Annotated in this window: 26 protein-coding genes; 20 read left to right on the top strand and 6 right to left on the bottom strand. The window is 49.7% G+C overall.

The window, feature by feature from the left end:
* Nucleotides 1-57 precede the first annotated feature (57 nt).
* From rpsG to AC1S52_RS06975, 5 genes are all read left to right on the top strand, one after another.
* The gene (gene rpsG / locus AC1S52_RS06955; RefSeq protein ID WP_482028291.1) at nt 58-528 is read left to right on the top strand and encodes a 30S ribosomal protein S7; all 471 of its coding nucleotides are present in this window, start codon (nt 58-60) and stop codon (nt 526-528) included.
* Nucleotides 529-646: 118 nt separating this feature from the next.
* Nucleotides 647-2,767, top strand: coding sequence for an elongation factor G (gene fusA, locus AC1S52_RS06960; protein ID WP_482028292.1), 2,121 nt, complete (start codon nt 647-649; stop codon nt 2,765-2,767).
* Between the two features lie 23 nt (nt 2,768-2,790).
* The gene (gene tuf, locus AC1S52_RS06965; RefSeq protein ID WP_482028293.1) at nt 2,791-4,020 is read left to right on the top strand and encodes an elongation factor Tu; all 1,230 of its coding nucleotides are present in this window, start codon (nt 2,791-2,793) and stop codon (nt 4,018-4,020) included.
* A gap of 188 nt (nt 4,021-4,208) precedes the next feature.
* Nucleotides 4,209-4,532 (top strand): 30S ribosomal protein S10, encoded by a 324-nt coding sequence (rpsJ, locus tag AC1S52_RS06970; protein ID WP_482028294.1) that lies wholly within the window; start codon nt 4,209-4,211, stop codon nt 4,530-4,532.
* 257 nt (nt 4,533-4,789) lie between these two features.
* Nucleotides 4,790-5,728: a class I SAM-dependent methyltransferase gene (locus tag AC1S52_RS06975; RefSeq protein WP_482028295.1), complete on the top strand. Its 939-nt coding sequence runs from the start codon at nt 4,790-4,792 to the stop codon at nt 5,726-5,728.
* A 154-nt stretch (nt 5,729-5,882) separates the two neighbouring features.
* Here AC1S52_RS06975 and thrS read toward each other — a convergent pair whose 3' ends face one another.
* Nucleotides 5,883-7,706 (bottom strand): threonine--tRNA ligase, encoded by a 1,824-nt coding sequence (thrS, locus tag AC1S52_RS06980; RefSeq protein WP_482028296.1) that lies wholly within the window; start codon nt 7,704-7,706, stop codon nt 5,883-5,885.
* 369 nt (nt 7,707-8,075) lie between these two features.
* Here thrS and AC1S52_RS06985 point away from each other — a divergent pair, with 369 nt between their 5' ends.
* The 5 genes from AC1S52_RS06985 to AC1S52_RS07005 all read left to right on the top strand — a co-directional run bounded on the left by AC1S52_RS06985 (nt 8,076) and on the right by AC1S52_RS07005 (nt 12,978).
* Complete coding sequence (locus AC1S52_RS06985) at nt 8,076-8,393, top strand: DUF2605 domain-containing protein (protein ID WP_482028297.1); 318 nt, start codon at nt 8,076-8,078, stop codon at nt 8,391-8,393.
* 176 nt (nt 8,394-8,569) lie between these two features.
* A complete protein-coding gene (locus AC1S52_RS06990; RefSeq protein WP_482028298.1) occupies nt 8,570-8,884 on the top strand; it encodes a DUF2973 domain-containing protein in 315 nt (104 codons plus the stop codon).
* 10 nt (nt 8,885-8,894) lie between these two features.
* Entirely contained in the window at nt 8,895-10,241 is a 1,347-nt protein-coding gene (locus tag AC1S52_RS06995) for a GTPase family protein (protein WP_482028299.1), read from the top strand.
* Nucleotides 10,242-10,488: 247 nt separating this feature from the next.
* Nucleotides 10,489-11,301: a carbon-nitrogen hydrolase family protein gene (locus AC1S52_RS07000; RefSeq protein ID WP_482028300.1), complete on the top strand. Its 813-nt coding sequence runs from the start codon at nt 10,489-10,491 to the stop codon at nt 11,299-11,301.
* A 207-nt stretch (nt 11,302-11,508) separates the two neighbouring features.
* Entirely contained in the window at nt 11,509-12,978 is a 1,470-nt protein-coding gene (locus tag AC1S52_RS07005) for a cation:proton antiporter (protein ID WP_482028301.1), read from the top strand.
* A gap of 91 nt (nt 12,979-13,069) precedes the next feature.
* On the opposite strand, the gene AC1S52_RS07010 is transcribed toward AC1S52_RS07005, so the two are convergent.
* Entirely contained in the window at nt 13,070-13,252 is a 183-nt protein-coding gene (locus AC1S52_RS07010; RefSeq protein WP_482028302.1) for a hypothetical protein, read from the bottom strand.
* Nucleotide 13,253: 1 nt separating this feature from the next.
* On the opposite strand from AC1S52_RS07010, the gene AC1S52_RS07015 reads away from it, so the two are divergent.
* The gene (locus AC1S52_RS07015) at nt 13,254-14,819 is read left to right on the top strand and encodes an N-acetylmuramoyl-L-alanine amidase (protein WP_482028303.1); all 1,566 of its coding nucleotides are present in this window, start codon (nt 13,254-13,256) and stop codon (nt 14,817-14,819) included.
* 56 nt (nt 14,820-14,875) lie between these two features.
* Nucleotides 14,876-15,745: a glutamate racemase gene (gene murI, locus AC1S52_RS07020; RefSeq protein WP_482028304.1), complete on the top strand. Its 870-nt coding sequence runs from the start codon at nt 14,876-14,878 to the stop codon at nt 15,743-15,745.
* A 57-nt stretch (nt 15,746-15,802) separates the two neighbouring features.
* Here murI and AC1S52_RS07025 read toward each other — a convergent pair whose 3' ends face one another.
* Nucleotides 15,803-15,973 (bottom strand): hypothetical protein, encoded by a 171-nt coding sequence (locus tag AC1S52_RS07025; protein WP_482028305.1) that lies wholly within the window; start codon nt 15,971-15,973, stop codon nt 15,803-15,805.
* Between the two features lie 588 nt (nt 15,974-16,561).
* Between AC1S52_RS07025 and sds the strand changes: the two genes are divergently transcribed.
* The 5 genes from sds to AC1S52_RS07050 all read left to right on the top strand — a co-directional run bounded on the left by sds (nt 16,562) and on the right by AC1S52_RS07050 (nt 21,757).
* Complete coding sequence (gene sds / locus AC1S52_RS07030) at nt 16,562-17,533, top strand: solanesyl diphosphate synthase (protein WP_482028306.1); 972 nt, start codon at nt 16,562-16,564, stop codon at nt 17,531-17,533.
* Between the two features lie 259 nt (nt 17,534-17,792).
* Nucleotides 17,793-17,990: a CDGSH iron-sulfur domain-containing protein gene (locus AC1S52_RS07035; protein WP_482028346.1), complete on the top strand. Its 198-nt coding sequence runs from the start codon at nt 17,793-17,795 to the stop codon at nt 17,988-17,990.
* 61 nt (nt 17,991-18,051) lie between these two features.
* Nucleotides 18,052-18,750, top strand: a complete 699-nt coding sequence (locus AC1S52_RS07040) for a pirin family protein (RefSeq protein ID WP_482028307.1) — start codon at nt 18,052-18,054, stop codon at nt 18,748-18,750.
* Between the two features lie 309 nt (nt 18,751-19,059).
* Nucleotides 19,060-20,034 (top strand): glutathione S-transferase family protein, encoded by a 975-nt coding sequence (locus AC1S52_RS07045; RefSeq protein ID WP_482028308.1) that lies wholly within the window; start codon nt 19,060-19,062, stop codon nt 20,032-20,034.
* 133 nt (nt 20,035-20,167) lie between these two features.
* Complete coding sequence (locus AC1S52_RS07050; RefSeq protein ID WP_482028309.1) at nt 20,168-21,757, top strand: glycoside hydrolase family 57 protein; 1,590 nt, start codon at nt 20,168-20,170, stop codon at nt 21,755-21,757.
* Nucleotides 21,758-21,889: 132 nt separating this feature from the next.
* On the opposite strand, the gene AC1S52_RS07055 is transcribed toward AC1S52_RS07050, so the two are convergent.
* On the bottom strand, nt 21,890-22,201 hold the full coding sequence (locus tag AC1S52_RS07055) for a hypothetical protein (RefSeq protein ID WP_482028310.1): 312 nt from the start codon (nt 22,199-22,201) through the stop codon (nt 21,890-21,892).
* 307 nt (nt 22,202-22,508) lie between these two features.
* Here AC1S52_RS07055 and AC1S52_RS07060 point away from each other — a divergent pair, with 307 nt between their 5' ends.
* The 3 genes from AC1S52_RS07060 to AC1S52_RS07070 all read left to right on the top strand — a co-directional run bounded on the left by AC1S52_RS07060 (nt 22,509) and on the right by AC1S52_RS07070 (nt 24,635).
* Nucleotides 22,509-22,637 carry a hypothetical protein gene (locus AC1S52_RS07060; protein WP_482028311.1) on the top strand — a complete coding sequence of 43 codons (129 nt, stop codon included), beginning with the start codon at nt 22,509-22,511 and terminating at the stop codon, nt 22,635-22,637.
* A 422-nt stretch (nt 22,638-23,059) separates the two neighbouring features.
* Nucleotides 23,060-23,917 (top strand): 3-deoxy-7-phosphoheptulonate synthase, encoded by an 858-nt coding sequence (gene aroF, locus AC1S52_RS07065; protein WP_482028312.1) that lies wholly within the window; start codon nt 23,060-23,062, stop codon nt 23,915-23,917.
* A 19-nt stretch (nt 23,918-23,936) separates the two neighbouring features.
* Nucleotides 23,937-24,635 carry a DNA alkylation repair protein gene (locus AC1S52_RS07070; protein WP_482028313.1) on the top strand — a complete coding sequence of 233 codons (699 nt, stop codon included), beginning with the start codon at nt 23,937-23,939 and terminating at the stop codon, nt 24,633-24,635.
* A 23-nt stretch (nt 24,636-24,658) separates the two neighbouring features.
* On the opposite strand, the gene AC1S52_RS07075 is transcribed toward AC1S52_RS07070, so the two are convergent.
* The gene (locus tag AC1S52_RS07075; RefSeq protein WP_482028314.1) at nt 24,659-24,931 is read right to left on the bottom strand and encodes a DUF6812 domain-containing protein; all 273 of its coding nucleotides are present in this window, start codon (nt 24,929-24,931) and stop codon (nt 24,659-24,661) included.
* A 58-nt stretch (nt 24,932-24,989) separates the two neighbouring features.
* The gene (locus AC1S52_RS07080) at nt 24,990-26,072 is read right to left on the bottom strand and encodes a glycosyl transferase (protein ID WP_482028315.1); all 1,083 of its coding nucleotides are present in this window, start codon (nt 26,070-26,072) and stop codon (nt 24,990-24,992) included.
* Nucleotides 26,073-26,077: the final 5 nt, after the last annotated feature.

The following is a 26,077-nucleotide window of genomic DNA, read 5'->3' on the forward strand; positions in this document are numbered from 1 at the left end:
GCTCTTCTTGTTGCTGTCTACGGTCATTTATTATCTCGCTCTCGATTAAGGTCTATTATGTCCCGTCGCACTACTGTTCAAAAGCGTCCCGTTCCTCCCGATTCCGTTCATAACTCTCGCCTAGTGAGTATGATGATACGGCGAATTATGCGGAGTGGTAAAAAATCCGTTGCCACTCACATTGTTTATGATGCTTTTGAGACGATCTCCCAGCGCACAGGAGCGGATCCCATTGAAGTATTTGAGCGGGCAGTTAAGAATGCAACTCCCCTGGTAGAAGTTAAAGCTCGTCGGGTTGGGGGGGCAACCTATCAAGTGCCTATGGAAGTCCGTACTGATCGGGGGATCGCTCTGGCGCTTCGCTGGTTGATTCAGTTTTCTCGTCAGCGCTCTGGAAAGAGCATGTCAAGTAAGCTAGCAAATGAGCTGATGGATGCTGCAAATGAAACAGGCAGTGCTATTCGTAAGCGGGAAGAGACCCATCGAATGGCTGAAGCAAATAAAGCATTTGCACACTATCGCTACTAGTCATCTTGTAGTGATCCTTGGTGAGGTGTGATCAGCACACAACAATCTCACAAAAAGTATAAAATCTTAACAGAGCAGAAATTTCCGCTACATTGCGGCAGAGATTAAGGAGGTAGCTGTGCCACGTACTGTCCCGCTTGAACGAGTCCGAAATATTGGGATTGCAGCCCACATTGATGCGGGTAAAACAACAACGACCGAACGAATTCTGTTCTATTCGGGTGTCGTCCATAAGATGGGCGAGGTTCATGAAGGAACCGCTGTGACCGACTGGATGGAGCAAGAGCGGGAGCGTGGCATCACGATTACGGCTGCTGCCATTAGTACTCAGTGGACTCATCGCGATCCTGAGAATCCGAACCAGGCTAGACCTGGCGACCCAGAATACCGGATCAATATTATTGATACGCCTGGACACGTTGATTTCACCATTGAGGTTGAGCGCTCCATGCGCGTTCTTGATGGCGTGATCGCGGTTTTTTGCTCCGTTGGCGGTGTTCAACCCCAGTCCGAAACCGTTTGGAGGCAGGCTGATCGTTACAGTGTGCCCCGGATTGTCTTTGTGAACAAGATGGATCGGACGGGAGCAAATTTCTACAAGGTTTACAACCAGATTCGTGATCGTCTCCGTGCCAACGCAGTTCCAGTGCAGCTTCCTATCGGTGCTGAAGACAATTTAAAGGGGATTGTTGACCTGGTTAGAATGCGTGCTTATCTTTATACCAACGATTTGGGTACCGATATTCAGGAGTCAGAAATCCCTGCTGATATGAAGGAACTGGCTGAAGAGTACCGCATTAAGTTGGTTGAGTCTGTTGCAGAGACTGACGATGCCTTGACTGAGAAGTACCTGGAAGGCGAAGAACTCACTGAGCAGGAGATCAGGCTGGCACTCAGGAATGGAACCATTGCTGGAACTATTGTTCCAATGCTTTGTGGCTCTGCCTTTAAGAACAAAGGAGTTCAATTACTGCTGGACTCTGTGATTGATTATCTTCCTGCACCGCTCGATATCCCACCGATTCAGGGAACTCTGTCCGATGGTTCAACCGTTGAGCGCAGTGCTAATGATGAGCAACCAATGTCTGCTCTGGCATTCAAAATCATGGCAGATCCCTATGGGCGGTTAACATTTGTTCGAGTTTATTCTGGCATTGTGAAGAAGGGTAGCTATGTCCTCAACTCAACCAAAAATAAGAAAGAACGAATTTCCCGATTGATTGTTTTGAAGGCAGATGATCGCATTGAAGTAGATGAGCTTCGTGCAGGTGATCTTGGTGCGGTGCTTGGTCTCAAAGACACGTTTACAGGTGACACCATTTGCGATGATGGCGCTCCTGTGATTCTGGAATCGCTTTTCATTCCAGAACCTGTGATTTCTGTAGCGGTTGAGCCTAAGACTAAACAAGACATGGAGAAGCTATCGAAAGCACTTCAGTCTCTTTCAGAGGAAGATCCTACGTTCAGGGTTCATGTCGATCCTGAGACAAATCAGACTGTGATTGCTGGTATGGGCGAGCTTCACCTGGATATTCTGGTGGACCGCATGAAGCGAGAATTTAAGGTTGAAGCCAATGTCGGTGCTCCCCAGGTGGCTTACCGCGAAACTGTTCGTAAATCAGTTCGGTCAGAAGGTAAGTTTGTTCGCCAAAGTGGTGGTAAGGGTCAGTATGGTCACGTTGTGATCGAGCTAGAACCTGGAGAACCCGGTACGGGCTTTGAGTTTGTCTCAAAGATTGTGGGTGGTGCAGTTCCGAAGGAATACATCAATCCTGCTGAACAGGGAATGAGAGAAGCTTGCGAATCTGGTATTCTGGCTGGTTATCCGGTCATTGACCTCAAAGCAACTCTAGTTGATGGTTCGTACCACGAAGTAGATTCTTCTGAAATGGCGTTCAAGATTGCAGGTTCAATGGCAATTAAGAGCGCTGTTATGAAGGCTTCGCCCGTTCTTCTGGAACCTATGATGAAGGTTGAAGTCGAAGTTCCCGACGATTTTGTTGGAAACGTGATTGGTGACCTCAACTCTCGGAGAGGACAGATTGAAGGGCAGGACAATGAGAGTGGGATTGCTAAAGTGACTTCCAAGGTTCCGCTGGCGAACATGTTTGGATATGCTACTGATATTCGAACAAAAACCCAGGGACGTGGGATTTTCACGATGGAATTCAGCAACTACGATGAGGTACCCCGCAGCGAAGCTGAGGCAATCATCGCTAAAAACAAAGGGAACGCTTAATCAGGAAGAGGAACACATAACTCATGGCACGTGCAAAGTTTGAACGGAATAAACCCCACGTAAACATTGGTACCATTGGTCACGTTGACCATGGAAAAACCACACTTACGGCTGCAATCACAATGACCCTCGCTGCTCTGGGTCAGGCGGCTGCAAAGAAATATGATGAGATCGATGCGGCTCCTGAGGAAAAGGCACGGGGTATTACCATCAATACGGCTCACGTTGAGTATGAGACAGCCAGCCGTCACTATGCTCACGTGGATTGTCCAGGTCACGCGGACTACGTGAAGAATATGATCACGGGTGCAGCCCAGATGGATGGTGCCATTCTGGTTGTGTCTGCGGCAGATGGTCCTATGCCCCAAACCCGTGAGCACATTTTGCTGGCTCGTCAGGTGGGCGTTCCCAGGCTGGTTGTCTTCCTCAATAAGAAAGACATGGTGGATGATGATGAGCTTCTGGAACTAGTTGAACTGGAAGTTCGTGAACTCCTCAGCTCCTATGACTTTCCAGGCGATGATATTCCCATTGTTGCTGGTTCTGCCTTGCAGGCATTGGAAGTGATGACTGCTAATGGTAAAACCCAACGTGGTGAAAATGATTGGGTTGATAAGATCTATGACTTGATGGATGCGGTGGATGATTACATTCCGACTCCTGAACGGGATGTTGATAAGCCCTTCTTGATGGCAGTGGAAGATGTCTTCTCAATTACTGGTCGCGGTACGGTTGCAACCGGACGGATTGAGCGGGGTAAGGTGAAGATTAACGATAAGATCGAGCTGGTGGGGATTAGGCCGACCCGTGAAACGACTGTCACTGGTATTGAGATGTTCAAGAAGAGTCTGGAAGAAGGGCTTGCAGGGGATAACGCGGGTGTGCTTCTGCGGGGTATTCAGAAGGCTGATATTGAGCGTGGTATGGTGTTGGCAAAGCCTGGTTCCATTACGCCTCACACCCTGTTTGAGTCTGAGGTCTATATCTTAAAGAAAGAAGAGGGGGGGCGTCATACTCCATTCTTCCCTGGTTATCGTCCTCAGTTCTATGTGCGGACAACCGATGTAACCGGCACCATCAGTAATTTCACAACTGATGAAGGCGGCGAAGCTGAAATGGTGATGCCTGGTGACCGGATCAAAATGACCGTTGAGTTGATCAACCCGATCGCAATTGAGCAAGGGATGCGCTTTGCAATCCGTGAAGGCGGTCGTACCGTAGGTGCTGGGGTTGTTTCCAAGATTCTTAAGTAGTTTTTGGAAATTTCTTAAAGCCCGGAACGAGTAAACCCCTAGAGCTATCAGCAGTCAGTTAGCTGGCTGCTGATGGTTTTGTCCGATAGATGAGACATCTTAATGGATGGGTCGTTAATCCACCGTTTGTAAAGCTGTCTGACAACCAGAACCTAGACAATCTAAATTCCACAAAAGATTCCACAGAAATGGCAACTATTCAGCAGAACAAAATTCGTATTCGCCTCAAGTCTTTTGATCGTCGTCTCCTGGACGCTTCCTGCGAAAAGATTGTGGATACAGCGAACCGTACAAATGCAACCGCGATTGGTCCCATTCCGCTGCCAACCAAGCGTCGAATTTATTGTTTGTTGCGATCGCCCCACGTTGATAAAGATTCTCGTGAACACTTTGAGACACGCACCCATCACCGAATTATTGATATTTATCAGACTTCTTCTAAGACAATCGATGCGTTGATGAAGTTAGACCTGCCTGCTGGGGTTGATATTGCTGTCAAGCTTTTCTCGTAGACTGGCAAGTCTGCGATCAGACTTAGATCGTCGGTTTCTTGCTGAACTTGTTTCAATCAGAAGCCGACGATTTGACTATCAAGCCGACTATTACGGGAATCAAAAACTTAGCCTATTTCATGATTGAGATGTTCGTGGGTTTACTACCCGACCAAGCAACCACGCACCCTAACCGTAACCCTGACCAGCCTCAAGGTGGCTATGATTAAATCTGTCATCCTAAGCTGAAAGCGGTTGAGAATTAGGAGGAAAGTTTGATGCAGTGGAAAACTTTAGGATGGGGCATTCTAGGGATTGGTGCTAGTCTCAGTATTGCTGCTGTCAGTGGATGGGCAGCTTTTTCCGCAAATGCGCAAGCAGGTTCAACCAAGCCTCTGGTTTCCTCTCAGTCCGATATCCCATCGTTTACCCCTTCTGCTCCTGGTTTAACTCCTGATCCTGTAACCGCTGGGATGCTGAAGCTGGCAAAGATTTCCAGCACTGATGTTCTGTACATTCTGGGTTCTAGGGATGGAAAGTTGGCGATCGCTGCTTTGAACGCATCCCAACCCCGCCGGGTTGTTGTCGTGGACAGTAATGCGGATGATCTTCGGTTACTCCAGGAGAGTGCTGAGAAGGCAGGCGTAGCACCTCGCATCCAATTCCTTCAACAAGATCCGCTGCAAACCGATTTTCGGGAAGCCAGTATAGTCGCCCTCTACGTTCCACCTGAAGCTGCTCAGCAACTCCGCTCCAGGTTCATCAAACAGCTAAGACCAGGTACTCGCATTGTTTCCCATACTGCCCAGATGGGTGATTGGAAACCAGACAAGTCGATTCCCTTATCTCGTTCGACTCAGCCTGTGCTTTACCACTGGGTTGTGCCTGCCCGTATTGCCGGTGAATGGCAGGGTAGCCTGGAGTATGCACCGGGTCGCCGCCACCCCTACACACTTCGGTTTACACAACAGTTTCAGAACGTTAAAGGGGATGTGATTGTTGATGGTCAGAAGTATGCCATTCCCCAGATTGCTTTAACGGGCGATCGCCTCACCTTCAGCCGCTCTGAAACCATTCAGGGGCAGAAAATGACGGCGGTATTCAATGGTCGGATTCAGGGCAACACTCTCAAAGGCATTGCCGACCTGGATGCCGGGATACTGTCTCGCAAGTTTCCCATCATTGCCAGACGGAGCAGTGGACAGGCAAGCAGATGAGGGGAAGTGGGGAGGATGAAGGATGAAGGTTGAGAGTTCGGAGTTGAAAGTTAAGAGTTGAGAGTTGAAAGTTAGAACTCCCTTCCACTCCCCTGTGCTTCTCCGCCCCTCTCTAACAACCAATAACCAACAACTCTCCTGCCACTCGATAGGACTAAAAACTGCCGTGGTTCTCGTTGGCATTGTGCAACCGTTCCAGTACCTCAGTAACTGGGACGGCTCCCAACTCGCCAGAGGCACGGGTGCGGATGCTGAGGGAGTTAGCCTCCACTTCTTTCGCGCCCACCACTCCCATGACCGGGATCTTGTCCTTTTCGGCATTGCGAATCAGCTTACCGAGGCGATCGCCACTCGTATCTACCTCTGCCCGCAGTCCCAACGCTTGCATCTGACTCACGACCTGATGGGCAAAGGGCAAAAACTCCTCAGCAACGGGTAACAGCCGCGCCTGAGTTGGAGCCAACCAGAGGGGAAAGTCCCCAGCGTACTCTTCAATCAAGATGCCGATCAGCCGTTCCAGGGAGCCAAAGGGGGCGCGGTGAATCATCACCGGACGCTTGCGTGTCCCATCTTCCCCAACGTATTCCAGCTCAAACCGTTCTGGGAGATTGTAGTCTACCTGGACGGTTCCTAACTGCCATTCCCGATCCAACACATCCTGAAAGATAAAATCAAGCTTCGGACCATAAAATGCTGCCTCCCCAATCCCTTCAAAATAAGGCAGTCCTAGCGTTTCAACGGCACGTCGAATCGCACCTTCTGCCTTATCCCAGGCATCATCGGAGCCAATGTACTTGTCAGACTCTGGATCGCGGAAGCTGAGCCTTGCTCGGAAATTTTTCAGTTGCAAGCTTCTAAACACAGACAGAATCAGATCGACCACGTTCAAAAACTCCTGGTCTAGCTGTTCCGGAGTGACAAACAGATGGGAGTCATCCACCGTAAAGCCCCGCACACGGGTTAAGCCGCCCAGTTCTCCAGATTGCTCAAACCGATAAACGGTACCAAACTCCGCCAACCGCATCGGCAGATCCCGGTACGATCGCAGTTCGTTTTTGTAAATCTGGATGTGGAAGGGGCAGTTCATCGGCTTCAGTACGAAACCCTGCTCCTGTTGGGCAGACTCTTCATCTTCTGCCATCATCGGGAACATATCTTCCTGATACTTTTGCCAGTGTCCAGAGATTTTGAATAGATCAACCCGGGCTATGTGAGGAGTCACCACGGGCAGATAGCCCCGCTTCAGTTGTTCGCGCTTGAGGAAGTCTTCCAGGAGGGATCTCACCACGGTTCCTTTGGGAGTCCACAGGGGCAAGCCAGGACCTACCGGGTCAGCAAAAATAAACAGCCCCAGTTCCTTACCCAACTTGCGGTGATCACGACGCAGTGCTTCTTCCTTGCGGCGTTTATACTCTGCCAACTGTTCTGGTGACTCCCAGGCAGTGCCATAGATGCGCTGGAGTTGCGCCTTGGTTTCATCTCCACGCCAGTATGCTCCAGCAACACTTTCCAGGTCAAAGGCATCCGGCTTCAGGTCGGCAGTGCTTTCCACATGGGGTCCAGCACACAGATCCCACCATTGGTCGCCCACATGATAGATCGTGATGGGTTCCCCTTTGATATCATCCAGGATCTCTAATTTGTAAGGCTCCTTGATTGCCTTAATCCGGCGTTCTGCTTCTTCCCGACTGACTTCTTCCCGAATGATCGGCAACTTACGGTTGATGATTTTGATCATCTCCTTTTTAATTGCCTTCAGATCTTTCTCAGTGAAGGGTTCTGGACTATCAAAGTCGTAGTAAAACCCATTTTCAATCCAGGGTCCAATCGTGACCTGCGCCCTAGGAAACAGCTTCTGAACTGCCATCGCCATCACATGGGAAACCGTGTGGCGAATTTTTTTTAGCGCTTCAGATTCACTAGTCTTGGGAAGATAAATCTTTTCAGGTTGACTCGATACAGATTCTTCAGCAGGCATAAGATTCACTCAATGAAAAACAACAAACCAGGTAAAAGCGAAACAGGTAAAGTTCCATCGGGGCGTACACCAGCCCCTAGATAGTTCGCTCCCGTTTGGTTGTTGCTGTCCAGTTTTTAGACCACTGAACGCGATCACTTAATAAACTCACCCAATATGCCTGAAAAGACATGAATTTTTAGTCACTCAATCATGGAATCTACATCCTCTATCTTACTGATTCCGCTTTACCGCTGAGATACCAATCCAACGGCTGAACACAAAGAACTGTAAACTTTTTTTGCGATTCTTAAAAGACGCTAAGATAGAGCCAAGGGAACATTAAATTTAACGTAGCCTTTTAGCCGTATTTTATAACGCCATTAACCTATGTTTGGCTCTCATCAACCCAATGCAAACTTGTTGAGATCGCTTTTGGAGCCATTGCTGGAGGATTTTCAGTATTGGTTTGAGCGATCGCGCCTGTTGCTTGAAACGGAAAAAATCCCTTCCCTCAACGAAGAGCAGCAGGCAGATCTGCTGGCGCGGGTTATCAGTGCCCAGCAAGAAGTCAACACGGCTCACATGCTGTTAAAGGTCACGGATGGTCAGGTTGGGATCGAATCCTCTGTCATGGCTCCCTGGCACAACCTTGTCATGGAATGTTGGCAAGTTGCGATGCGGTTTCGGTTAGAGCAATCCACCTGACACAATACTCTGCAAAAATTAGGGTTCAGAATTTCCTGAAAATTTGCGACACTAGATAGTACCTACCCTGCACCGATCAAGTTAAGGTCATACCTGTTTTCGTGCTGTCCATCTGAGCTTTAGAATCTGCCGTTTCATACTCTCAGCATTACGCTGTCTGAGTCGAGGAAAGCGTTATGTTACACATACTTTACATTATTGCCTTTACTATTCTTGCATTTCTGGCAGTTAGTAATTTGATTCGCAATTTAATGACACTGGGGGTAGATTCCCAGCGAGCTTCAAAAGGTTGGTCAAGTCATGGTCCGTCATCGGGTACTACTCGTGCAACGATGCCTCCCCATCCTGAGTTGTTAGATGCGGCTGGCAACGTAATTAATGAGCCGTTGCTGGTGATGCGATCGATGAGCGTGGAAGATGCCCGTGAACAGCTAGATGCTCTTTATGAGTCTTCTCCAGGTTCCAGTATCGACTCTCGCGAGGACGCTTAGAAATACCCTCATGCCTGAGCCATCTGAAGCCCACCCTTCAGACTCTTCTCAGCAATCAGATGAGTCGCAAACCTCCCTTTCCCTCCCCGATACTCCAGGGAGGATGATCAATGACAGCCCTGGCTTGTTCAGGGCGGCCGTCACTGGTTGGCAGCGATTTTTGCCTGTCCAGTGGTTCCTGCAAAATGTAACCTCCTGGTTTAGTGTCAGCGAGGAGCAGGTGGTTGAGATCCTGGAGCAGGTTCGTGCCGAGTTGCCGACAACTGAGGCTTTATTAATCGGTAAGCCGCAGGCTGGGAAAAGTTCCATTGTGCGCGGGTTAACAGGTGTTTCCGCTGAAATTGTGGGGCAGGGGTTTCGCCCCCACACCCAGTACACGCAACGGTACAGCTACCCAACAGAAGATTTACCGTTACTTGTTTTTACGGACACAGTGGGTTTGGGTGATTTAAGGCAGGAAACTGCCGCGATTGTTCAAGAACTTTTAGGTGAGTTGCAACAGGATGACGCTCGTCAGGCACGGGTGTTAATTTTGACAATCAAGATTAACGACTTTGCGACAGATACTCTGCGGCAAATTGCCGATCAAATTCGACAGCAGCATCCAGAAGTGCCCTGCCTTCTGGCGGTGACCTGTCTGCATGAGATCTATCCACCTGAATTCACGGATCATCCGGCATATCCCCCTGAGCTGGAGAATGTTCAGCGAGCATTTATGCTGCATCAACAAACTTTTAAGGGACTTTATGACCGGGCAGTGATGATTGATTTCACGCTGGAGGAAGATGGTTTCACGCCCGTCTTTTACGGGCTGGAGGCTTTGGTCAATGCTGTTGCCGAACTGCTGCCTGAAGCCGAAGCGAATGCTATGTATCAACTGCTAAATGCTGGGGTGGGACAACAGATTGGTAACCTCTACCGGGAAGCGGGACGACGTTACATTTTACCCTTTGCGGTGATGGCAACCACTCTAGCTGCCGTGCCCCTCCCCTTTGCAACCATGCCGGTACTGACGGCGTTGCAGGTGTCGATGGTGGGTTTGTTGGGGCAACTATACGGGCAAAGGCTAACCCCTTCCCAGGCTGGTGGAATTGTGAGTGCGATCGCGGGTGGTTTTTTGGCACAGGCGATCGGGCGAGAATTAATCAAATTTATTCCGGGCGTTGGCAGTGTAATTGCGGCATCCTGGGCATTTGCTTACACGTGGGCACTAGGGGAAGCTGCCTGCGTCTATTTTGGTGACTTAATGGGGGGGAAGAAGCCCGATCCGAAACGAATCCAAACGGCAATGAGAGAAGGGTTTGAATCTGCCAAGCAACGATTTAAACAATCGTCTTCGTTTACTGATAGCCAGTAGCCTTCCTAGAAAGGCTTGGATTCGATTGATGCCATAGGATTATGGTGCAGGGCTTTAAGCAGGTCAGGCTTTTCGGATAGGCTTTAAGGGACATCCCTGTAAATTTCCCATTTTACAGGGGGTGCCCTGGACTTAAATTAGAAAGTAGCGATGACTGCATGACGCTGTATATGCAGAGTCAGGTTTGCTGATTGCAGTAAGCCTGATCGTTTTCACCCTTACCTTGCATTAAGTTTGAGTTGAATCTATGAAGTCTTACCTGGCTGCTGCCATTCAAATGACAAGCCTGCCCGATCTGAAAAAAAATTTGGTTCAAGCAGAAGAATTAATTGACCTGGCGGTACGTCAGGGGGCAGAACTGGTTACTCTGCCAGAGAATTTTTCATTTTTGGGAGAAGAACCCGAAAAATTGGCTCAAGCAGATGCGATCGCCCAGGAAAGCGAAAAATTTCTCAAAACGATGGCACAGCGATTCCAGGTCACGATTCTGGGCGGTGGTTTTCCGGTGCCTGTAGGCAATGGAAAAGTCTATAACACCGCTCTGTTGATTGGTCCCAATGGGGAAGAGCTTGCCCGCTACGAGAAAGTCCATCTGTTTGATGTGAATGTGCCGGATGGCAACACTTACGAAGAGTCGAGTACCGTGCTGGCAGGAATGCGGATGCCGCCGGTTTATCCTGCTAAGGAGTTGGGCAACCTGGGGCTGTCGGTTTGTTACGATGTGCGATTCCCGGAACTTTACCGCCATTTATCGCAGATGGGGGCTGAAGTGTTAATTATTCCAGCGGCATTCACGGCTTACACCGGGAAGGATCACTGGCAAGTACTTCTGCAAGCTCGTGCTATTGAAAACACCTGCTATGTGATTGCGCCTGCCCAGACAGGACGGCACTACAATATGCGCCACACCCACGGACACGCGATGATTATTGATCCCTGGGGGGTCGTGCTGGCAGATGCTGGCGATCAACCTGGAGTGGCGATCGCGGCGATCGTCCCTTCTCGCCTGGAGCAGGTGCGTCGCCAAATGCCCTGCCTTCAGCATCGTGTGTTTGTCTAACGATTTAGTAGCCAAGACCTCCGATTTCTTGGGGATGTAATTATCTTCCCAACTTGTAGCAGCAGAAATCGGAGGTCTGAAACCAGCTATCCAGCAATCGTCCAATTGGAGGTTTCCACCAGAGGGTAGTTTTATCACACTGAACTTAATCTGCTGTAACAAACCCTGTACAGTGGATAAGATGTCAGTCGCAAAATGGTGAGTTCCATGACCTGGGTAACCTCCCCTGCCCTTTCTTTAATGCATGCGTTCAGTTTTCCTGCGCCCCTACTGGCAACCGCCGAAGCCGAGGGCGGTCCCCTGGTGCTGGCAGGTGTACTGCTAAGTCTGGTGGTTATTTACCTGGCAAGCAAGCTGGGAGGCGAAATTTGCGCCCGAATTGATTTACCCCCTGTGTTGGGAGAACTGGTGGCGGGGGTTGTCGTTGGGGTTTCGGTAATGCACCTGCTGATCTTTCCCGAAGGAGGGGAGGATGGCAGCCACTCGCTGGTCATGCTGTTTTTACAGTCAACGGCAAACCTTAGCCCAGAAGCATTTCCCCAGGTGTTTCAGGCTCAGAGTGAGGTGATCTCCACTCTGTCTGAAATAGGGGTAATTATCCTCCTATTTGAGATCGGTTTAGAGTCTGACTTAAAGGAGTTGCTGCGAGTCGGAATACAGGCGACCGTCGTCGCCGTCGTTGGGGTAGTGACTCCATTTGCTCTGGGAACTGCCGGACTAATGCTGATTTTTGGGGTTTCCCCTGTCCCTGCCATTTTTGCAGGAGCCGCCCTGACGGCTACCAGTATTGGAATTACGGCAAAGGTTCTGGCAGAAATTCAGCGCCTCTCCTCAAAAGAGGGGCAAATCATCATTGGGGCGGCGGTGATGGATGATGTGTTGGGCATCATCATCCTGGCGGTGGTTGCTAGCCTTGCCAGGGACGGCAAAGTTGAAGTGGGTAATGTCATCTACCTGATTGTCAGTGCTGGTGTTTTTCTGATCGGCTCTATCTGGCTTGGCAGGTTGATCAGCCCCTTTTTTGTGGAATTGGTCGAAAACATGAAAACGCGGGGACAACTCCTCCTGACTGCGTTGATCTTTGCCTTTACGTTGTCCTACATTGCGACAGTGATTCAGCTAGAGGGGATTTTGGGAGCCTTTGCCGCAGGGTTGATTCTGGCAGAAACCGAGAAGCAGCGTGAGCTGGAGGAGCAAGTCATTCCGATCGCGGATATGCTGGTGCCGATCTTTTTTGTGGTGGTGGGTGCCCGGACCGATGTCGGGGTGCTTAATCCGCTGGTGCCAGAAAATCGGGAAGGGTTAATTATGGCAGCCTTCCTGGTTATGGTGGCGTTTGTGGGCAAGGTGGTGACTGGTTTGGCTGTGTTTGGGCAGCCGGGAATTAACCGACTGGCGATCGGGGTGGGCATGGTGCCGCGAGGTGAAGTTGGGCTGGTCTTTGCAGCAGTTGGCTCTTCCAGTGGTGTGCTGAGTAAATCATTGGAGGCGGCAATTATTGTGATGGTAATCCTGACGACGTTTCTGGCTCCTCCATTGCTGCGCATCGTATTTACTCAGGAATCGGGGGCAACCGCAGAAACGCTGGCTTTGAATGATGCCCAAACCGAAACCGTTGCCCTGTCCCCTACCTCGGACCTGGGGGAGCTAGAACGGGCTGAACCAGACGTGAAATAAGACAGGGAAGTTAACAGAAAAATTGAAATTTCCGATCGCTCAAACCAGACATCGAGTATATTCTTACAGCAGTTTTCGTTGAAAACCCTTACTACCCGCTGGAGATGCTCGAAGTTTGTCGTAGCAGAACCAGGGAGCGATCGTCTATGAAACTCAATTTCTCCAGCCAGTTTTCCTTCACAATGCCCCATGCTCCCCATCCTTCTTGGTAAGGAGGATTGGTTGTGAAGTATTTCTGGCTGTCATGCCCTGGTTTCTGTTCCCCACAAGACATTGTGAAATATTACTCCTCTGCTCTACTGGTTGCGGCTTCCCTATGGTTACTTCCCACTCCTGCCCTGGCATCCCGGCTTGAGTCCTGGCGATTTGATAATGCTCAAAGCAAACTTGAATTCACAACCGATCAGGATGTTCAGCCTACTGCTCAACTGCTTTCTGAGCCAACTCGCCTGGTCATTGACCTGCCTGGAATTACATTGGGGCGACCTTCCTTTAACCATCCAGTTGGTAATAGTCCAATTCGCTCGGTTCGCTTTGGTCAGTTCAATCAAGAAACCGCCCGAATTGTGGTCGAACTCGCACCGGGGTATACGCTGGACCCCAATCATGTCCGGTTTCGGGGACCTACCGCCCGTCAGTGGGAAGTGCAGATTCCCAAGCCCCAACCCCTGGCAGCCCAATCGTTGCCAGCGTCAGGTGGCTCCCCTGCCCAGGTAAACTCAGCCATCGGCTCAAGCACCTCAATGGGTGGTGATGTGGTCGTGCAGACCCTGCCTCCGATTACCGCCGGTGGTATGGTCAACCGGCAAGTACCTAAAATTGCCAGTGAAAATCCCCGTTCAGCGATCGCCCAAAACCCGCAACTTCTAGCACAAACCCGACCTGCCGTAGTGGAGTCGGTACAAATTGAAGGCGGCGGTACCCAGCTTGTGATTCGATCAAACCAGGCGTTAAACTATGACTCCGGTTGGGATCGAAAGAATAACGCTTACCGAATTACTATCCGCTCAGCCCAACTTGCCAATCAGGTGAAGGGACCGCAACTGGATGCTAAAAGTCCTGTTTTGCAGGTTCGACTGCGGCAGGAAAATGCCAATACCGTTACAGTCCTGGTACAACCATCAGCAGGGATTCAAATTGGTGAGCTGAATCAGCCCACTCAGCAAACCCTGGCATTGCAACTACAGCGTCCTCAAGTTGCCAACGTACCCCCACGCAATCCAAATCCAACCAGTTCTGTATTTACACCGCGTACCAACGCGCCATTGCCCACGATCGCCCAAATCCCGAATGGGCGGATTGTGGTGATGGTCGATCCCGGTCACGGGGGACCTGACCCTGGCGCAGTTGGAATCGGGGGCTTGCGTGAGAAGGATATTGTGCTGGATATTAGCACCCAGGTTGCCAGTCTTCTAGAGAGACAGGGCGTACAGGCAGTGTTAACGCGCAGCAACGATATTGATCTCGATCTGGAACCCCGTGTGCAAATGGCGGAACAGGCACGGGCAACCGTATTTGTCAGTATCCATGCCAATTCGATTGATATGAGCCGCCCGGATGTGAATGGATTAGAAACGTATTATCACAACAGTGGAGCTGATCTGGCGCGGGCAATTCATAGCAGTGTGCTGGAAGGAACGGGAACGAACGATCGCGGCGTCAAAACAGCCCGATTCTACGTTTTGCGGAGAACCTCAATGCCTTCGGTGCTGGTCGAAGTTGGCTTTGTGACCGGGCGAGACGATGCTGCCAGACTATCTAATCCGTCCTACCGGAGCCAGATGGCTGCCGCGATTGCGCGCGGTATCTTACAGTACATTCAGAGGACGGCTCGATCCTAGACTCTGTGTGGTGAAATCTTTCAATGTTCGTAATTTACCTGGAGGTGTGAGGAGTGGTGGGAAACCGATTTGCAGACAATCATCTGCCAATCATTAGCCAAAATTCGGCTCCGATTGGAGTATTTGACAGTGGTGTCGGTGGTTTGACCGTGCTACGGGAGCTTTACCGCCAGCTTCCCTACGAATCCGTTATCTATTTTGGAGATACGGCACGACTGCCCTATGGGACGCGATCGCAAGTCCAGATCCTGCAATTTGTGCGTGAGATCCTGACCTGGATGGTACAGCAGGGCGCAAAAATGGTGATTATGGCGTGCAACACCAGTTCAGCTCTGGCTCTGGAAGCGGTGCGCGACGAATTTGACATCCCCATTCTGGGGTTAATCTTGCCCGGAGCACGGGCAGCGGTGCAGCAGGGACAGCGCATTGGGGTAATTGCCACCCCAGCGACCGCTGCCAGTAACGCCTACCGGCAGGCAGTTTTAGAAGTTAACCCCAAGGCTCAGGTGTGGCAAGTCGGTTGTCCAGAATTTGTGCCATTGATTGAACAAAATCGATTGGATGACCCCTATACTTTTTCAGTTGCCCAGGAATATTTGGAACCCCTGTTGCAGCGCCAGATCGACACCTTAATTTATGGCTGCACCCATTACCCGTACCTGGCTCCGATTTTGCAGCGGATTCTGCCGCGATCGGTGAAACGGATTGACCCAGCTGTTCATGTTGTAGCCGCAGCCGGCCAAGAGTTGGATTTACTGGGGCTCAAAAATCTGCGCCCACCCATGCCCACCCGCTTCTGCGTCAGTGGCAATCCCCAACCCTTTATCCAGCTTGCCGCTCAGTGGATAGGCTACGCCCCTATTGTAGAACCAATTGCTTTACCAGCATTGGTTCACCAACCGGCTCAGTTAGAAGTGGTTGAGTAGGTGGTAGACGGTCGGGGCAAGTAAAGGCGATCGCCTTTACTTGCCCCGACCCTTTCCCTACTCCCTCGCTCGCGGTAAGCGACTGACACGCTGTGCCAGAGTTAGCAAAAGGTAAATCACAAAAAGATAAGCAGCCGCGGAGATCGGAATCAGCAGAGAAGTATGAGAGCTAATCATGGCGCGGAGACGGGCAAGGCTAGGGCGGGATAGGCAGATAAGAAATTGCATCAATCAGTGGTAGCGAACCAGAATGGCGTAGTTCGTTACCGTCAGTGTGTGCCACAGTAACCTGCTCCAAGATCTATTCTTGGAGAGCTTGCTTATATCAGATGCACAGGCTGCTCAAGTCCTGGTTCGCCTGACCCCTTTCTCCAAAACTGGCAGACCTGAATTGGAATCTGAGCAAAGCCAGATCCCTGTTCAGGAGGGGGTTTGGCACCGAACCCTGAACCTATCGCTACTCGCTTTGGTCAAACCTTCCCCTGAATATTTAACTGAAAAATATTCCTGAAGAGAACATCCCTCAACATCAAACATCCGGCATAACAAAGGATGACATAAGCGCTAATTTCTCAGCAATAGCCTGCGATATTCTATATTCCTGACTAATCAGATCTGGTGTTGTTCAAATCTGAGTAGACAAAGATGTAAGTTGTTGCAATCCTTACTTAAAAGCTAACACGAAGACAATAGATCGGGATGACGATTATTGATTCTCAACTAAAGAAGTTTTATGTCTACAGGCGGGTGGTTATCTTAAAATAGATGGAGAATATTTAAAATTTTGTTACTTTACTCTGCCTGAGTCGGAAATCCATGACTTCAGCTACTTCCCTTTTCTCTCCTGTCGAAGCCGATCTAAGTATCCTGACAGAGAATCTTAAGAACCTGATTGGTGCTCGTCATCCGGTTCTGTATGCAGCGGCAGAGCACCTATTTGGGGCAAAGGGAAAGCGCGTTAGACCCGCGATCGTGCTCCTGGTTTCGAGAGCCACCCTGATGGGGCAGGAAATTACCATCCGTCATCGGCGATTGGCAGAGATTACCGAAATGATTCATACTGCCAGCCTGGTTCACGATGATGTAGTGGATGAGGCAGAACTACGGCGTGGAGTGCCAACGGTTCATAGCAGTTTTGGCAATCGCATTGCCGTCCTAGCGGGCGACTTTCTGTTTGCTCAGTCTTCCTGGTACCTGGCTAATCTAGACAACCTGGAAGTGGTGAAGCTCTTGTCACAGGTGATTATGGATTTAGCGGAAGGGGAAATTCAGCAAGGACTCAACCGCTTTGTCACTCATCTTTCGATTGAGGAATACTTGGAGAAGAGCTATTACAAGACTGCCAGTCTAATCGCTAACAGCTCCAAAGCAGCGGCGGTTTTGAGCGAGACATCCATCAACCTGGCAGAGGATATGTTCAATTATGGTCGTCACCTGGGATTAGCCTTTCAAATTATTGATGACATTTTGGACTTTACTGGCTCGACTGAAGCGTTGGGTAAGCCCGCAGGCTCGGATCTAAAAAGTGGAAATTTGACTGCCCCTGTGCTCTATACGCTAGAAACTAAACCTTATTTGGAAGTGTTGATTGAGCGTGAATTTGCCCAACCTGGAGATCTAGAGCAAGCGGTGGCTTTGGTACGGGATAGTGACGGAATTGAGCGATCGCGAGAACTGGCAACTCACCACACCCATATGGCTGTGAAGCACTTAGAGAATCTGCCCCCTTCTGCTTCCCGTCAGGCATTGGTAAAGCTGGCTGACTATGTGTTGAGTCGGCTTTATTAGACGGCTTTATTAGACGGCTTTAACCCAGATACTTGATTTCATGCCCTGTGCTCATCCAGCGATCGCTGAAGCATTGGCTGACTCTAACTTAGAAGCCATTATCTCAGGATGCCTGATTAGCCATTAAACCTCTTTTGCTGCGATAGTTTACACTCAAACAATCTTGTGCTAAATTAGTTTGTATACAGAATGTATGAGTTAAAAGTTTAAGGGGGATACGGTGACTGAACCTGTGATTTTCGATACCAAGCCTGTCGTGATGGATCTCGAACCAGGTAGCTATTATTGGTGCAGTTGTGGGCAGGCGGGTAATCAGCCCTTCTGTGATGGGTCCCACAAAGACACGGGGTTCACTCCCCTCAAGTTTGAGATTACCGAAAAGAAGCCTGTTGCTCTGTGTAACTGCAAACTCACGGGTAATACACCCTTCTGTGACGGGTCCCACAGCAAGCTTTAGGCAGGGCTGATGGACCCGTAGCGGCAGACGCAAAAATCTACTTATCAACGGAGGATTTTCTATGATCACTATCCGCAGATCCGAAGAACGGGGACATGCTGATCATGGTTGGTTGAATTCTTATCATTCTTTCTCTTTTGCAAACTACTACGATCCCAAACACATGGGATTTCGGAGTTTGCGGGTGATCAACGAAGACCAGATAGCCCCTGGAGGAGGATTTCCTACCCACCCTCACCGGGATATGGAAATTATTACCTATGTGGTTTCTGGGGCTGTGGCGCACCGCGATAGTCTGGGCAATACCGAAACAATTGGAGCCAGCGGTATTCAAAAATTCTCGGCTGGGACTGGAATTGCCCATAGTGAGTTTAATCCCTCCAGCGTTGACCCCCTCCACCTCCTGCAAATTTGGATTTTGCCCGATCGCCAGGGCTTGACACCAGGCTACGAGCAAAAAGTATTTCTGGCTGAAACCAAACAGGGTCAGTGGCGGAAATTAGCCAGTCGGGATGCATCCGATGGTTCTGTGAAAATTAACCAGGACGCTGAACTTTACGCCACCATTCTGCGATCAGGCGAAAAACAGGTTTATACGCTGAAACCCGATCGCCATGCCTGGATACAGGTGGTCAAGGGCGAGGTTAGTCTCAATGGCAAGGTGCTCTATCGGGGTGATGGAGCTGCTGTGAGTCAGGAAACGGAGCTAACTCTGGAAGCCACAACAGATGCCGAAATCTTGCTGTTCGATCTGGCATAAGCGATCGGGATGAGAGCATTGTCCAAATCTATCCCCAGGAGAATACCAAACAGGAATGTGTTGGTGAGCATGGGGGTAGGTCTCATGAGTCAATGGGCAAGTTTCGCTATTCTGCTTTGTCGCAGAGAATGATTCCTGCTTTGCCAGCGGATTTATAGCGATTCTCAGACGAGTGCGGTCCAAGCGAATACCCAAAAGCCTTGCTGAATAAACGGTTTGACCGTATACACAAATGGGAATTGCTATAGTCCCTCCTGACTCCTGATTCTTAATCACTGACCACTGACCACTGACTTTTTGGAGATAATCATGGCACTCGGAATGCTGGTAGAGGGCAAATGGACAACCGAATGGAATGAGCGAGATCCGAAAGGCAAGTTTAACCGCACACCGACTAAATTTCGCGATCGCATTACCGCCGATGGCTCCAGCGGGTTTAAAGCCGAGGCGGGACGTTATCACCTGTACGTTTCCTTCGCCTGCCCTTGGGCGCACCGTACTTTGCTGATGCGAAAGCTGAAGGGATTGGAGGATGCGATCGGTCTGTCGATTGTCGATCCGGTTTTGAGCGATAAAGGCTGGTTTTTTTCTGAAGCGGCGGGGGCAATTCCTGACTCAGTGAATAGAACCCAATACCTGCAAGAAATTTATCTGAAGGCGAAGCCGGACTACACGGGACGGGTCACTGTGCCGGTGCTGTGGGATAAGCAGACCCAAACCATTGTGAATAATGAGTCTCGCGAAATTATTCGCATGTTTGATACCGAGTTTGCTGCGATCGCTCAAAATGACATCGACCTTTATCCAAAATCGCTGCAAGCTGAGGTTGACAAAGCAATTGACGCGATCTACATGCCGATTAACAATGGTGTCTATCGTTCTGGTTTTGCTACCTCCCAGGATGCCTATGAAGAAGCGGTGACTGAGTTATTTCAGAACCTGGATCATTGGGAAGAAGTGCTGGGAAAGCAACGTTATCTGTGTGGCAATCAGCTTAGTGAAGCGGATATTTGCATGTTCACCACCTTATTGAGATTTGATTCGGTCTATCATGGGCACTTCAAATGCAATCTGAAGCGGATTGTGGACTATCCCAACCTGTGGAACTACCTGAAAGATCTGTACCAATTTCCTGGGATTAAAGAAACTTGTAACTTAGACCATATTAAACGTCATTACTACATGAGTCAGACGGCAATCAACCCCAACCGGATTGTGCCCAAGGGACCCCTGATTGACTTTGAGGAAGGGCACGATCGCGATCGCTCCTTTCCTTTGGAGTAGCGGGTTTTCCATTTGACTCATCTGGATTAGAACTAATGTGTAGCTGATCTGACACTTCCTTCGTTGCCATTTCGCTTTACAATCGTTTGCAACCCATGTTGCGATAACGACCCATTTTTAACCCAGAATCCCTATGAGTATTGGATATCTTGCCCTTGTTCTGCATGCTCACCTGCCCTTTGTTCGCCACCCAGAAAGCGACTATGTGCTGGAAGAGGAATGGCTGTACGAGGCAATTACAGAAACTTACATTCCCTTACTTCAGGTATTTGAGGGGCTAAAACGCGACGGCATCGACTTTAAGATCACGATGAGCATGACTCCCCCCCTGGTGTCGATGCTCCTCGATCCGCTACTACAAGAGCGGTACGATGATCACCTCGCCAAGCTAGAAGAACTGGCTGAGATGGAAATTGAGCGGAATGCCTATAACGGTCACCTCCGCTATCTATCAGAGCATTACGCTAAAGAATTTAACCAGGTACGCATTATATGGGAGAAGTACGATCGCAACCTGGTCAAGGCATTTAACCTGTTTGCTGAATCCAACAATCTGGAAATCATCACCTGTGGAGCCACCCATGGCTACCTGCCATTGATGAAAATGTACCCCCAGGCAGTTTGGGCACAGATTAAGGTCGCCGTTGAACACTATGAGCAATCCTTTGGTCGTCCAGCAAAAGGGATCTGGTTGCCGGAATGTGCCTACTATGAAGGGGTGGAGCGAATGCTGGCAGATGCCGGACTGCGCTATTTCCTCACCGATGGTCATGGTATTCTCTATGCCCGTCCCCGTCCCCGCTTTGGCACCTATGCGCCCGTGTTTACCCCCGCTGGAGTTGCCGCCTTTGGGCGAGATCACGAATCCTCTCAGCAGGTATGGTCATCGGAGGTCGGCTATCCAGGAGCGCATGAGTACCGGGAGTTCTATCGCGATTTGGGCTGGGATGCCGAATACGAGTACATTAAGCCCTATGTCATGCCCAATGGACAGCGGAAAAACGTTGGTATTAAGTACCACAAAATTACCGGCAAGGGCTTAGGACTGGGAGACAAGCAGCTATATGACCCCTACTGGGCAAGGGAAAAAGCGGCAGAACATGCCGGAAACTTCTCCTATAACCGGGAGCGCCAGGTCGAACACCTTTATGGCATCATGCAACGCAAGCCCATCATTGTTTCACCCTATGATGCGGAACTCTTTGGACACTGGTGGTATGAGGGTCCCTGGTTTATCGATTATCTGTTCCGCAAGACCTGGTACGACCAGCATACTTATTCCATGACCCATCTGGCAGACTATCTGCAAGATAACCCAACCCAGCAGGTGTGTATGCCTTCCCAGTCAAGCTGGGGGTTCAAGGGCTTCCACGAATACTGGCTAAATGATACCAATGCCTGGATCTATCCCCATTTGCATAAAGCCGCAGAACGGATGATTGAACTGGCAACACAGGAGCCAACGGATGAGTTGGAGTGGCGGGCACTGAATCAGGCAGCACGGGAGTTATTGCTGGCGCAGTCCTCGGACTGGGCATTTATTATGCGAACCGGAACCATGGTGCCCTATGCTGTGCGCCGAACGAGATCGCACCTGATGCGCTTCCACAAACTTTATGACGAAGTGAAACAGAGCAAGGTGGATTCCGGTTGGTTAGAGAAGGTTGAGGCGATCGACAATATCTTTCCGGATATCAACTACCGAGTCTACCGCCCAATGTAGCCCTTTTCAAGGGATTGAGGTATGGTCGGGCGGGTGGTGTTTCAAATGTGTGGCCGGTTTCTGGTAGGGGCATTGCATTGCAGTGCCCCTACGGAACGCAAGCAACAGATATATAGCTTGGGCAGTGATTGATCAGGAGGTCCAGCGGGTTCCGGCACCACCAGTAGGACCCTTTGGACCCTGAATCCTTCTAGGCTTAAAGCTGACGACGCTGAAAGAGCTTGCTGGAGCTAGATCTAAGATTACTTGGGGGTTAGAAACTATCAAAAAAGTATCTTGGGGATTCACGAGCTTATGCCACTGACTGCCTCTGGCAACGGTCAACTCTACCAATGCCCACAGAGCAAAGACTGTGGCGAAATGAATGCCAGACATACCGGGGACTTTACGTAAGGTCTTAAACAAGGCACCCATGAATACTAATTGCTCCTTTAGTATTTCCATTTTATCCGCTCAGGTCCAATGAGCTGAGACAGTTACGGAATTTTACTGAATCAATTTTCCGTAATTTCTACATTTGCAACGGATGTCTCAATAAAACTTCCCACCAATCTTAATTAATTTTTCACATTCCGCCGTAGAAAATAACATCCCTCAAAAGTTTAGTGTTTGCTGAGCTATCAGCGTTTTACGGAAGCAGATTATCAACTCTGGTATAAATACGTATCCCTGGGATGGCTTGGCGTAAATCTGGCAACTGTTCCTGGTACCTGATATGTTCCTGGTACCTGATACCTGACGGACCACTAGAATGATTGCTGAACCTATGACGCAGAGTAACCGCCGCGGAGACGTTGATGCGATCGCTCCTACCCAATTCATTTCTGTTTCAGCCATACCCGGAAACCTTTTTCCGTTGTTTACTCAACTGGGGGCTTGACGTAGCTTATTTCCTTTGTTAGCTTCAATTCAGACAAGTATTTATAGTACTTTGGCAAAGCTAATGATGGGCAGCAATCCCTATTTTTATTTTTGGTATTGGGCGGTTCACCTGGAGTGAATTCAGTTTTGACTGAGCATTCTCCAGGTGAGCCGCAGAGTCCTATCTGCGGCTTTTTAATTTAATCCCTTCTAAATAATCCCCTCTAATACGGCAAACAATGGCAAATCTGATGGCATGGTTTTTTAGCTTTACCTTTTGGACCAGGGAACGTTCCGGGTAGGTTTGTCGCGTCATTGTTCGTGAAACCCGGAACCCAAAAGGTTTCGGGTTTTTTGTTGGGAGGAAGGGTAGTTGTTAGTTGTTTCGTGGTGGTCAGTGGTCAGTGGTCAGGTCAATTTTTGATTTAAGGAGAATTGCAAGTGTTGGACGCTAAATTGGTCAGTAAATCCTATGCCGCTCACCAGACGGTTGTCCGGTTGTCTGGTCAAGTCGAAATCGGTGGTCGGGATGTGGTGGTGATTGGTGGACCCTGTGCGGTCGAAAGTCTGGCGCAGATGGAGCAGATTGCGGCAGAGCTTGCGCCGGTTGCAGTTCATGCCCTAAGGGGAGGTGTGTATAAGCCGCGCACCTCCCCTTATTCGTTTCAGGGACTTGGGATAGAAGGGTTAAAGGTGCTGGCAGAGGTTCGCGATCGCTACCATCTTCCTGTCATTACTGAGGTCATGTCGATTGCCCAGATTGAACCTGTTGCAGCCTACGCAGATATGCTTCAGATTGGCAGTCGCAATATGCAGAACTTTGAACTGCTAAAAGCGCTGGGATCTGTTGACAAACCAATTTTGCTGAAGCGGGGACTATCGGCAACGATCGAGGAATTTGTGATGGCGGCAGAGTATGTGATGGCACATGGCAATCCCAATGTGGTGCTGTGCGAACGGGGAATTCGTAGTTTCGACAACTACACTCGCAATGTGCTGGATCTGGGAGCCGTGGTTGCCCTGCGTCAGCTTACCCATTTGCCGGTGATTGTAGACCCCAGCCACGCCGCTGGTAAACGGGAGTTGATTCCCGATCTGGCAAGAGCGGCGATCGCCTGTGGTGCAGATGGTTTAATGATTGAATGTCATCCCACTCCTGAACAATCTGTTTCTGATGCTCGTCAGGCGCTTTCCCTGGAAGACATGATTGATCTGGTGACTAGCCTGGAACCTGTTGCAGCGGCAGTGGGCAGACGGTTGGTGAAGCAGGGAGTTGGTGAAGAGCTATTAGCGGCGTAGGTGTTAAGTGTCAGGTGCTATGAGTCCTGGTGAATGGGTGCAGTTGGTCGGTGAACGGTATAAAGCTCACCGAAATCCTGACAAGGCGGTTGGGATGGCAGCTTATATGAAAAATTGGTTTCTTTTTCTGGGGATTCAAACGCCGGAACGGGAACGAATTAACCGGGATTTTTTGCCACAACTCAAGCCCTATCTGAGTGAAGACTGGCTGGTTCAATCATGTCTGTTGCTGTGGGAAAAGGATGAGCGGGAGTATCAATACTGTGCCCTGGATTTGTTACGTAAGTATGGGGCTGAACTTACGCCAGGGGCAATGCCATTCGTTGAACATCTGATTATTCATAAGTCTTGGTGGGATACGGTAGATGCGATCGCTTCCCATACCGTCGGTGCGCTGATGCTTCGGTTTCCTGAACTGCTGCCAACGCTTGAGCGATATAGCACCCATGAAAACCTATGGTTACGCCGAACAGCGATTTTGCATCAGTTGACCTATAAGCAAGAGACTGATGCAGCAAGGCTATTTCGCTACTGCACTCTGAATGCCAGTTCAAACGAGTTTTTCATTCAGAAGGCGATCGGATGGGCGCTGCGAGAGTATTCCAAAACCGACAGTGAAGCAGTGATTGGTTACGTTCAAACTAATCGCAGCAACCTTTCTAACTTGAGCAAGCGAGAAGGCTTGAAAAAAACGAGGGTGGACTGGACAACGGTTTGAAAAGTAACTTCCTTCAAAGTGCCTTATTCATTGTCAAAGTTGTCTGGGCTTTCCTCCACTACCAGCTTGATGGCTTGTTTATTCACGGAAAGAAAGCTCTCATTGGCTAACAGCTTGCCATCGGTTCCATAAACGACGGCATTAGTCAGAGCAATAAAGGTATGGTCGTTATTGAGAAAGTCTGACAGGCGGGCGTTGTAGCCACCAGCAGGAATTGAAATATCCCCTTGAATCTCCCACTGATCAGTGGTGTAAATTTTGACTCGATGCTTTTCTCTTACAGGTGTAGTCGCCATCCATGTCCTCCATCAACTCACGATCAGAATGAGCGTGCAAGAAACCTATTTGAGTATGTTACGCGCTTTGGAGAAAGTTGATCACGGCTTGAGCAACGGTTTGATTGCCATCGGTTACTTCGTGCTGCGGCGGGCGGGGTGACTGCATCGGCTGACGCAGGAAATCCCACTGATGATTAAAAAATTCCGAGGGAGCCAATACCTGATGGGGAAGGTAATGCTGGACGCCCTCAATTAAAATTTGGGCTTCGGCAAAGTCGTCGCGGGTGATAGAGATGAGCGGAGTTCCTGTGCGACAGGCTTCAGAGAAGGTGCTGTAGCCCGGTTTGGAAAGAATTTGCCCACAGATTGGCATCAGATCTACAGGGCGGTATTGATTATCAGTAACCTTCCGCAGATTGGGCAGATTGGGGGCATCGCGGTCAAAGGTGAGAAATTGCCAGTCGGGGAAGTGCTCTAAGTTTTGATATGGTATCTGGCTCAACCCCAAGCCACCAAAAGTCATCAGAACGGTACGCTCTTTTGCCACCGTGATCCCAAAGGTTTCCCTTACCTCTTCCACGCTATAACGAGGAGAACCTCCCGTAAACCCCACATCCGTCACCACGGGGAAAGCACTCATGGGTTCATGCAACGGCAGTCGGAACAGGCGATCGCACTGGCTAAAACAGTCACCAATCCAATCAGCCATTTCCTCAAATGCCCCTCCCCAGGGACGGTAAATAAAATCAAAGCCAAAGTTGCTACACATCCAGCAGGGAATTCCGGCGGCTTTTGCCATCAGAGTTGCGATCGGTGGGATATCTGCCAGGATCAGCCCGACCCGGTTTTGCTTCAGAAAGTTGACTTCAGAGGCGATCAAGTGGTTTTGTTGTGCCCGAACCTGCTGAAGTTTTTCCAGCGTTGCGGCTTTATCCATCGTGACGCTGTCGCTCTGCAAAATGCCAACATCAAAAGCGCGGGGACGATGGATAAAGTCTGCCTGAATATACGACTCCAGTAACCAGCGGGGAGCCGTCGTTGCCAGGATGAGGGTAATGTCGGGACAGAGGCGTTTGACTTCAGCGGCAATGGCAGCAGAGCGCGTTGCATGACCAAAACCGTGGTTGGTCACAGCTACATAAAGAATGGGATAGGGCATGAGTG

The organism is Kovacikia sp. CALU 1929 (assembly GCF_056784235.1).